The organism is Arthrobacter sp. NPDC057259 (assembly GCF_042668995.1).
GTDB lineage: Bacteria > Actinomycetota > Actinomycetes > Actinomycetales > Micrococcaceae > Arthrobacter.
Genome location: NZ_JBHUYA010000005.1, coordinates 327,021 through 337,140 on the forward strand (window position 1 = coordinate 327,021; position 10,120 = coordinate 337,140).

The 10,120-nt window shown below is 68.8% G+C and carries 8 protein-coding genes; all 8 read left to right on the plus strand.

Going from position 1 to position 10,120, the window contains the following annotated elements:
• Positions 1-100: 100 nt before the first annotated feature.
• The gene (gene mmsA, locus ACFUCU_RS10720) at positions 101-1,657 is read left to right on the plus strand and encodes a multiple monosaccharide ABC transporter ATP-binding protein (protein WP_377972495.1); all 1,557 of its coding nucleotides are present in this window, start codon (positions 101-103) and stop codon (positions 1,655-1,657) included.
• 43 nt (positions 1,658-1,700) lie between these two features.
• Positions 1,701-2,969, plus strand: coding sequence for a multiple monosaccharide ABC transporter permease (gene mmsB, locus ACFUCU_RS10725; RefSeq protein ID WP_290258831.1), 1,269 nt, complete (start codon positions 1,701-1,703; stop codon positions 2,967-2,969).
• Between the two features lie 63 nt (positions 2,970-3,032).
• On the plus strand, positions 3,033-4,133 hold the full coding sequence (locus tag ACFUCU_RS10730) for a sugar-binding protein (RefSeq protein ID WP_290258830.1): 1,101 nt from the start codon (positions 3,033-3,035) through the stop codon (positions 4,131-4,133).
• 287 nt (positions 4,134-4,420) lie between these two features.
• On the plus strand, positions 4,421-5,497 hold the full coding sequence (locus ACFUCU_RS10735; RefSeq protein WP_377972497.1) for a Gfo/Idh/MocA family protein: 1,077 nt from the start codon (positions 4,421-4,423) through the stop codon (positions 5,495-5,497).
• A gap of 143 nt (positions 5,498-5,640) precedes the next feature.
• Positions 5,641-6,918: a hypothetical protein gene (locus tag ACFUCU_RS10740; protein ID WP_377972499.1), complete on the plus strand. Its 1,278-nt coding sequence runs from the start codon at positions 5,641-5,643 to the stop codon at positions 6,916-6,918.
• Positions 6,919-7,453: 535 nt separating this feature from the next.
• On the plus strand, positions 7,454-8,749 hold the full coding sequence (locus tag ACFUCU_RS10745; protein ID WP_377972500.1) for a serine/threonine-protein kinase: 1,296 nt from the start codon (positions 7,454-7,456) through the stop codon (positions 8,747-8,749).
• Positions 8,746-9,282: a mucin-associated surface protein gene (locus tag ACFUCU_RS10750; protein WP_377972501.1), complete on the plus strand. Its 537-nt coding sequence runs from the start codon at positions 8,746-8,748 to the stop codon at positions 9,280-9,282. The genes ACFUCU_RS10745 and ACFUCU_RS10750 overlap by 4 nt, the downstream gene beginning before the upstream one ends.
• Positions 9,283-9,409: 127 nt before the next feature.
• Entirely contained in the window at positions 9,410-10,027 is a 618-nt protein-coding gene (locus ACFUCU_RS10755) for an SRPBCC family protein (protein ID WP_377972503.1), read from the plus strand.
• The last annotated feature ends 93 nt before the right edge of the window (positions 10,028-10,120 follow it).

Sequence of the window (10,120 nt, forward strand, 5' to 3'; positions counted from 1 at the left end):
ACTTGACGACAACGACGTGATCCAGTTTACTTTTCCATCAGACGGCCCTGCGGTTTGCAGGGGCGGACAACGAAGTCATGCATTGGAGGCGTAAGGGCAGATGACGTCCCTCGACACGCACAGCGATCCCGTAATTCTCGAGATGCGCTCCATCACCAAAGAGTTCCCCGGCGTTAAAGCTTTGGCCGAGGTGAACCTGCGGGTGAAGGCCGGCGAAATCCACGCCATCTGCGGTGAAAACGGCGCCGGCAAATCCACCCTGATGAAGGTCCTTTCGGGCGTTTACCCCCACGGCAGCTACACCGGCGACATCGTCTACCAGAACGAAGTCCAGGAGTTCAAGGACATCCGGGCCAGCGAGCACGCCGGCATCGTGATCATCCACCAGGAACTGGCGCTGATCCCCGAACTGTCCATCATGGAAAACATCTTCCTGGGCAACGAACCCACCAAGCGCGGCGTGATCGACTGGGCCGAGGCCCGGCTCCGCTCCACCGAACTGCTCGCCCGCGTGGGCCTGCGCGAGGACCCGGACACCCCGGTCAAGGAGATCGGCGTCGGCAAGCAGCAGCTGGTCGAGATCGCCAAGGCGCTGAACAAGAAGGTCAAGCTCCTCATTCTCGACGAGCCCACCGCAGCCCTGAACGAGTCCGACTCCCAGCACCTGCTGGACCTGATCCTGGGCCTCAAGGGCCGCGGCATCACCTCGATCATCATTTCCCACAAGCTCAACGAGATCGAGCAGATCGCGGACTCCATCACCATCATCCGCGACGGCAAATCGATCGAGACCCTCGATGTAAAGGCCGACGGCGTCGACGAGGACCGCATCATCAAGGGCATGGTGGGCCGGACCCTGGAGTCCCGCTTCCCGGACCACACCCCGAACATCGGCGAGACCTTCTTCGAGGTCAAGAACTGGACCGTGGGCCACCCGCAGATCCAGGACCGCCTGGTCTGCAAGAACTCCAGCTTCTACGTCCGCCGCGGCGAGATCGTCGGCTTCGCCGGTCTGATGGGCGCGGGCCGCACCGAACTGGCCCGCTCCCTCTTCGGCCGCTCCTACGGCCGTTTCATCTCCGGCCACGTCTACAAGGACGGCAAGGAGATCCAGCTCAAGTCGGTCAAGGCGGCAATCAACGCCGGCCTCGGATACGTCACGGAGGACCGCAAGTCCCTGGGCCTGAACCTCCTCGACGACATCAAGGCCACCACCGTCTCGGCGGCGCTGAAGAAGATCAGCAAGCACAACGTGGTTGACGCCGACCAGGAGTTCACGGTCGCGGAGCAGTACCGCAAGTCGCTGCGTACCAAGACCCCGTCGGTGGAGGAAGGCGTCGCGAAGCTCTCCGGCGGCAACCAGCAGAAGGTCGTCCTGGCCAAGTGGATGTTCACCGACCCGGACCTGCTGATTCTCGATGAGCCCACCCGCGGCATCGACGTCGGCGCCAAGTACGAGATCTACGGCATCATCCAGCAGCTGGCCAACCAGGGCAAGGGCGTGATCGTCATTTCCTCGGAACTGCCGGAACTGCTGGGCCTCTCCGACCGCATCTACACCATCTTCGAAGGCGCCATCACCGGCGTGCTGACCAAAGAGGAAGCCAGCCAGGAAAGCCTGATGAAGCTGATGACCTCCGCCCGCAAGACTGCCTGACCCCGGGCGATCCAGAACAATCCGGACTACAAGGACTGACACAATGAACGCGCTCAAGAAGCTCTTTGGCGGAAACACCCGCCAATTCGGCATGATCTTCGCCCTGGTTGCGCTGATCGTCTTCTTCCAGATTTTCACCGAGGGCCGCACGCTCACCCCGGGCAACGTCATCAACCTCTTCAACGGCAACTCCTACATCCTGATCCTCGCGATCGGCATGGTGCTGGTCATCATCGCCGGCCACATTGACCTCTCCGTCGGCTCCGTGGCCGCTTTCGTGGGTGTCAGCGTGGCCCTGATGATCCGCGACTGGGGCATCCCGTGGTACCTCGGCATCCTCTTCGGCCTGCTCCTGGGCGCGCTGATCGGCGCCTGGCAGGGCTTCTGGACCGCCTACGTCGGCATCCCGGCCTTCATCGTGACCCTCGCCGGCATGCTCCTGTTCCGCGGTTTCAACCAGTACGTCGGCAAGTCAAACACCATCCCGGTGCCCAACGACTTCCAGTACATCGGCTCCGGCTACCTGCCCGAGGTCGGCCCCAGCACCGGCTACAACAACCTGACCGTGCTGCTCGGCCTGCTCGGCGTCGCCTACGTGGTCTTCAGCGAACTGCGCGCCCGCCGCAAGGCCAAGTCCCTGGGCGCCGATGTGACCGAGAGCTGGGTGACCATCACCAAGCTGGTCCTGATCTGCGCGGCCATCCTCTACGCGACGTACCTCTTCGCCACCGGCCGCCCGGGCACCTCGTTCCCCATCCCCGGCCTGATCCTGGCCGTCCTGGTCCTGCTCTACGGCTTCATCTCCTCGAAGACGGTCATCGGCCGGCACGTCTACGCCGTCGGCGGCAACCGCCACGCGGCCGAACTCTCCGGCGTCCAGTCCAAGAAGGTCAACTTCCTGGTCATGATGAACATGTCCATCCTGGCCGGCCTGGCCGGCATGATCTTCGTCGGCCGCTCCACCGCCTCCGGCCCGTTCGACGGCGTCGGCTGGGAGCTGGACGCGATCGCGGCAGTCTTCATCGGCGGCGCGGCCGTGACCGGCGGCGTCGGCACCGTGATCGGCTCGATCGTCGGTGGCCTGGTGATGGCGGTCCTGAACAACGGCCTGCAGCTGCTCGGCGTCGGCGCCGACCTGACCCAGATCATCAAGGGCCTGGTCCTGCTGATCGCCGTCGCCTTCGACGTCTACAACAAGTCGCAGGGCAAGAAATCGATCATCGGCATGATGATGAAGAACTTCGGCCGCAGCAACGAGATCAAGGCCGACGAGACCACTTCCACCAAAGAGGTCATCGCCAAGGAATCCTGACCGGATCCCTTCCCAGTTACCACCGAGTCTCCACACACCACCAAAAAGAAAGTGAACCAAGCAATGCAAATGATTGGTAAAGCAGGAAAGGCAGCAGCAATCGCTGCTATTGCGGCACTGGCGCTGACAGCCTGCGGCCGTGCCGACAGCGGATCTTCCGGTTCCGCGAGCAGCGGCGGCGAGGCGTTCCCCAAGAACTCCCCGATCGGCGTCGCCCTCCCGCAGAAGACCAGTGAGAACTGGGTCCTGGCCGAGAAGCTGTTCAACGATGGCCTCAACGGTGCAGGCTTCAAGGCTGATGTTCAGTTCGCCAACGGTGGCGTTTCCGAGCAGCAGAACCAGATCAGCGCCATGGTCACCAAGGGTGACAAGGTCATCATCGTCGGTGCCATCGACGGTGCGCAGCTGGGTACCCAGCTGAAGCAGGCCAAGGACGCCGGCGCGACCATCATCGCGTACGACCGTCTGCTGCTGAACACCGAGAACGTCGACTACTACGTCGCCTACGACAACTTCAAGGTTGGCGTGCTGCAGGGCCAGGCCCTGCTGGACGGCATGAAGGCAAAGAAGCCGACGGGCCCGTACAACATCGAACTGTTCGCCGGTTCCCCGGATGACGCCAACGCGAAGGTCTTCTTCGACGGCGCCATGAGCGTGCTGAAGCCGAAGCTGGACGACGGCACCCTCAAGGTCGTTTCCGGCCAGACCTCCTTCGAGCAGGCCGTGACCCAGGGTTGGAAGGCTGAGAACGCCCAGCGTCGTGCCGACACCCTGCTCAGCGGCAGCTACGGCAGCGCCACCCTGGACGGCGTCCTGTCCCCGAACGACACGCTGGCCCGCGCGGTCCTGACCTCGGTCAAGGCTGCAGGCAAGCCGCTGCCGGTTATCACGGGTCAGGACTCCGAGGTTGAGTCCGTCAAGTCGATCATGGCCGGTGAGCAGTACTCCACCATCAACAAGGACACCCGCAAGCTCGTTGAGCACGCGATCACCATGGTCAAGGACATCCAGGCCGGCAAGAAGCCTGAGATCAACGACGACAAGTCCTACAACAACAAGGTCAAGACCGTTCCGGCCTTCCTGCTGGAGCCGGTCATCGTGACCAAGGAGAACGTCAAGACCGCTTACGTTGACGATCCGGTACTCGGACCGATCACCAAGTAGTCTTCCGCTTCACACTTCAGGGCCCCGGCTCCCCCGCAGTTCGCTGCGGGAGGGTCGGGGCCCTGGTGCGTCCGGGGGTGGCACCGGTTTTCGCGGCGGTTCCCGTTTTCCGCGGGCGCTTCCGGACTTTCGCGGCGGTTTCGGACGGGCGCGGCCCGGGTCCGGGGTGCGCCCGTCCGGAGACGGCGCGCTTTTCCGGAACGGGTGCGCTCGTGGGTTGGTAGGACGTGGGTGCGACAGCTGGCGGGCAACGACGACGACGGCGGCCCGGGTGAGAGGATGGCAACATGAACGCCCCGATCGCCAGGCCCTGGCTCTTTGACCAACCCGACCAGGATCCCCGGACCGCCACCGGAGCCCGGTTGCGCTGGGGCGTCATCGCCACCGGCGGGATCGCGGCCACCGTCACCCGGGACCTGGAGCTGCTCGCGGACGCCCAGCTTTACGCGGTGTCCTCCCGCAGCCAGGCCGCCGCGGATGCCTTCGCCGCGGACTACGGTTTCGCCCGCGCCTACGGGGACCGGGACGGGGTTCCGGGCTACGAGCACCTGCTGGCCGACGACGCCGTCGACGTCGTCTACGTCGCCACCCCGCACGCCCAGCACCACGCCATCGCCAAGGCCGCCCTCATGGCCGGCAAGCACGTCCTCTGCGAGAAGGCCCTCACCGTCAATGCCCGTGAGGCGGCCGAGTTGATCGACCTGGCCCGCGCCAACGGACTTTTCCTGATGGAGGCGATGTGGAGCCGGTTCCTGCCGGCGATGCAGCGGGCGTTCGAGATCGCCGCGTCCGGTGAGATCGGCGGGGTCCAGTGGGTCGGCGCAGACCTGGGCTTCCCGGCCCCCTACTCCCCCACTTCACGGCTCTGGGCGCCTCGGGACGGCGGCGGCGCCCTGCTGGACATCACCATTTACCCGCTGCTCTGGGCGTTGGGCACGCTGGGCTTCCCGCAGACGGTCACCGCCACCGGCTTCGTCAACGACGACGGCGTCGACGCCCAGAACGCCCTGACGCTCGGCTACCACCACGGGGCGCAGGCGCAGCTGACCTCCTCCCTCCTGGCGCACGGGCCGCGCACCGCCACCGTCGCCGGGAACAAAGGGTTCCTGCAAAGCCTGGGATCCATCAACAACCCCCGGGAGCTGCTGGTCCGGGTGGGCTTCGACGACCCGCGGACGGAACAGTTCACCACGGTGGGCCGCGGCTATAGCTACGAGCTGCGCGAGGTCACCCGCTGCATCCAGCAGGGGCTGACCGAAAGCCCGGTGATGCCGCTGCAGGACTCCCTCGACACCATGCGATTGTTCGACGGCGTTCGCGCCCAGCTGGGGGTCAGCTACCCCAACGACGTGCAGGTCCGCTGACGCCGGACCCTGGCCGACGCCGGCCGGCGCAGCAGGAACCCGGAATCCGGGACTAATAGTGTCCTCCCGCTCTGGACGCGCCACTACCCCTGGATCTACGCTATAGGCCAATCATCGAGCCTTTCCGGGGAGGGGTGTTGCGCATGCGTGAAGCGGCGGGCCCTTCCCCCCTGCGCCTCCGGCTCCGGCGGCTGCTCCTGGCCCTGCTGGCGGTGTGTGCCTGGCTGACGCTGAGCGCCGCCGCTGCCAGCGCAGACGAACCGGCCGCCATCACCGCCGCCGGCCACCTGGAAACCTCGCTGGGCACCATGATCCAACTGCCCATGACCGACGAGGCTCTCGAGGCCGCCGCGACACCCGCCCCGGATCCGACGCCGACGGCCACGGCTCCCGCCACCCAGGCAACGCCGGTGTCTCCGGCACCCGCGCCCACCGAATCGGCACCTCCGGTCAGCAACCCCCAGCCGGACCCGGCCCCCGCTCCCGTCACCGCCCCGGAGCCGACCGTACAAGATCCACCAGTGCAGGAACCTGCCCCAGCTCCCGATCCCACTCCCGCCGTCCCGGCACCCGTGCAGCCCCCAGACCCCGTCGTCGTGCCCGTTCCCGTGGTCACACCCCCGGTTCCGGTGCCGCCCGTGGCCACCCCGGCGCCGCCACCCACGCCCGCCCCGGCCCCCACCACCCCGGCGCCGACACCCTCAGCCACGGCTCCGGCTCCTGCTCCCACTCCGGTGGTCACTGTTCCCGTGGTAAATGTCCCGGCGCCGCCCGTTCCGGTGTTGCCCGTCATCGACCCCCTGGCCGGATCCACAGGCACCACCCCTGCCACCCAGACGCCCGCGCAGTCGGCCCCGGCAGCCTCTCCCCAGGCCGCCGAGGCCGCTTCGCCGGGCCGGCCCTCCGCCTCCGCCTCCGGCCAGCCCACCGGCCCCGCCAGCCCGGCCCCCGCGGTAACTGTCGCCGCCGTCGACCCGACGCTCTCCTGCAGTCCGGCCCCCGTGGTCGCGCGCCCGAACGTCGGCAGCATCACCAGTTACGCTGCCACACACCCGTCGTTTACCCCGGCACTGGTCCTGCCTGAGCCGAATCTGCCCGCGCCCGCGCCCGGCACCGCGCCGGCAGGGTCGGCGGGCACCGCCGCGCCCGCAGGAGACAGCGCCCCCGCCGCGCCCGCCGGCAACACCGACCTGCCGCACCCCTGGGGCGGGGGAACCGGCTTCCCGGCTCCCACCGCGCTCCCACCCGGCCCCGGCTCGGGGTCCGGCGGCGGCCCCACCGCCGGAAGCGCGGCCGGAACCGCCGCCTGGCTGCCTGATGCCTTCCTCGTCGTACCGCCGCAGGGCTTCGAGCCCATCAGCGGCCCGCTCCAGCACGCCTACCGCGCCGTCACCGCGGATCCCGGCTCTTCTCCCGACTAGCTGGACCGTCCTCTGCAGCATCGCTGTGCAGAGAACCGTCCCGCGGGCCGCCCCTTGCGCCCGCCACCAGCTCGTCAGGAGAAGTTTCCATGTGCCCCACCCCCCGCCGGACCCCGGCACCCGTTTCCCGCTTCACCCAGCGTCCCGCCGTCGCGCCACGCCGCCAGCAGGTCCCGCGCCGCCGCACCCGCGTCCTCCCGGCCACTGCGGAACGCCCGCCGTGACACCGGCCGCCCCGCGCAGGTTCTCGTGAGCGCCGGGGCGTGGTCGTTGGGTCCGCTGGGGGATCCAACGGCCCCGCAGGCCCCGGCGGAACCCTTCAATCCCGTGCCAGCAAGGCGCCGTAGCCGCACAGCTCAGTCGTCCGCGGCGGTGCCCCTGTCAGAAAGGTCCAGACCAGGAACAAGCGCACAGCACCAGTCACGTACCAGCACCACCATGGGGGCCATTCCGTCCCCGCGCCGGACCGCGATACCCATACCCGTATCATTTCCTTAGGACGCCACCGCGGCGTCGGAAGCAACAGGGGGTACCCGTGGACACGTCGCCCAACGAGGTCACGGCCGAGATTCTCAGCGGCCGCTACCGACTGGGAGAGGTCATCGGCCGGGGCGGAATGGCTTCGGTCTACACCGCCAGGGACGAGAACCTGGGCCGCGACGTAGCGCTGAAGCTCTTCGCACCCCAGGCCTCCGACGCCGACGAACTCCGCCGGCAGCAGGCCGAAATCGAGCTCCTGGCCACCCTCAACCACCCCGGCCTGGTCACCCTCTTCGACGCCGGCACCGACACCCGCGTCCCGGACGAGCCCCGCCCGTTCCTGACCATGGAACTGGTGGACGGACAGGACCTTCGCACCCGCATCCGGCACAGCCCGCTCCCCCTGGACGAGGTGGCCGTGATCGGCGCCGGCCTGGCCGACGCCCTCGCCTACGTCCACTCCCTCGGCATCATCCACCGGGACCTCAAACCCGCCAACGTCCTGCTGGTCCGGACCCGGCCGGGCGAGCCGCTCCGGCCCAAGCTGACCGACTTCGGCATCGCCCGGATCGCCGACGGGACCCGCCTCACCGCCACCGGGACGATGGTGGGCACCGCCGCCTACCTCAGCCCCGAACAGGCCCGCGGCGCGGACATGGGCCCGGCGAGCGACATCTACTCCCTGGGCCTGGTGCTTCTGGAGTGCATCAAGGGCACTGTGGAATACCCGGGAAGCGCCGTCGAATCGGCGGTCGCCCGGCTGCACCGGGCCCCCGCCATCCCCGACGACGTCCCCGCCGCCTGGGCCAGCCTCATCCGTGCCATGACGGCACTGGACCCGCTGGAACGCCCGGCCGCCGCCGACCTCGAGCCCGTCCTGCGCCAGGCCTTGGTCTCCCCGGATCACCTGCCCGGCCCGCTGGCCGAGCAGCAGACCCGCGTGCTGCCCGCGCCCCCTGCCCGGCCGCCCAGGTCGGCGAGGGGTCCGGCCCGGGGCTGGTCGCGGAATGCGGGCAAGGGTGCGGCCGCGGGTTCAGACGCAGCCTCGACGGCGCGGACTACGACGCCGGGCACCGCCGCGCTGCCGTCCATCCCGTCGACGGCCGCACTGCCCACCTCCCGGCCGGGTCTCTCAGCAGTGGCGGGCCGGGGCGCCGCCCGGCGGCCGCTGGGCCGGCGGGCCAAGCTCCTGCTGGGCCTCGCCGTCGTCGTGCTGCTCGCGGTTGCCACCGCCGTGGTGCTCTCCCTGACCGCGGCGCCCGCCGCACCGCCGCCGCCGGTCCCGTACCCGGCAGTGACGGGCGACATCGGTGAGCACCTGAAACAGCTGCAGGAAAGCGTGAACCCATGACCGGACTGTCTTTCACTGGCGCGCGCCGCGTGAACCGCCGTGTCGCCGGCGCGGCGTTGGCCCTGATCGTCGGGGCGGGCGCGCTGGCGGGCTGCGCCTCCCCCGCCCCCGACCTGGACGCCGCCGCGGCCGGCCAGCTCCAGTCGCGCGTCCTCGCGGTCACCCAGGCCGCGGCCGCCGACGATTCCCCGGGCGCCCTGAAACAGCTGGATGAACTGACCACCGCCCTGGATACCGCCGCGGCCGACGGCAAGGTCTCCTTCAAACGGCACCAGAGCATCAAATCCTCCATCGACGCCGTCCGGAACGACCTGAACGCCCGGATCGCCCAGCAGCAGGCCGCCAAGGATGCAGCCGCCAAGGCCGCGGAAGAGGAGAAGGCCGCGCAGGCCGCCCGCGACGCGGCGGCCAAGGCGGCCGCGGACCAAGCCGCCGCCGACCAGGCCGCCGCCCAGCAGGCACAGCAACAGGCTGCCCAGCAGGCTCAGCAGCAGGGACCCGGCAAGGCCAAGGGCGGCAAGAAGGGCGGCTAGGCCGCCGGACTTTGCCGTCGCCGCCCCGGCCTTCGTGCCCGGACTTTGCCGGATGCCCCGTTGCGGATAGCTTGTGAATCAGGCCGCAGAGAGCCGGGCTTTATCCGACCAGAGGAGTACAGAGCGCATGGCAACAGTGCAGGAATCCATCGACGTCAACGTCCCCGTCAAGCAGGCCTACAACCAGTGGACCCAGTTCGAGGATTTTCCCCAGTTCATGACGGGCGTCGACAGCGTCCGGCAGCTCGATGAGACCACCGTCCACTTCGAGACCAGCATCAGGGGCGTCCAGCGCGCCTACGATGCCCGGATCACGGCGCAGGAACCGGACCGGCTGGTGGCGTGGGAGAGCATCGACGCCCCACGGAACGCCGGCACGGTGCGCTTCACCGAGCTCACGCCGGGCTCCGTGCGGGTCGACGTGGAGCTCAGCTGGGCGCCCGAGGGCGCCGTGGAGAAGCTCGGCGCAGCCGCCGGGCTCGACTCCCGGCAGGTGGCCGCGGATCTGGAGCGGTTCAAGAAGTTCATCGAGGACCGCGACTTCGAGACCGGCGCCTGGCGGGAACGGGTCAACAACGGCGAGGTCGACTCCGGGCTGACGCCGGTGACGGACCCCGACTACGACGTGATCGGCACGGGCGCCCCGCAGAACACGGACCCGGATCTGGCCACGGAGCCGGCGACCGGAGCCGCCGCGGACACGGACGACGCCACCGCCGCCGGCGGCCGCCGCGCCGACGACTAACTACGGGCGACTAACGGCGGCCGACCAGCAGCGGGCGACCAGTAGCGGGCGCGAAAAACAACAGCTTAAACGCCGACGGCGCACCGGGAACCC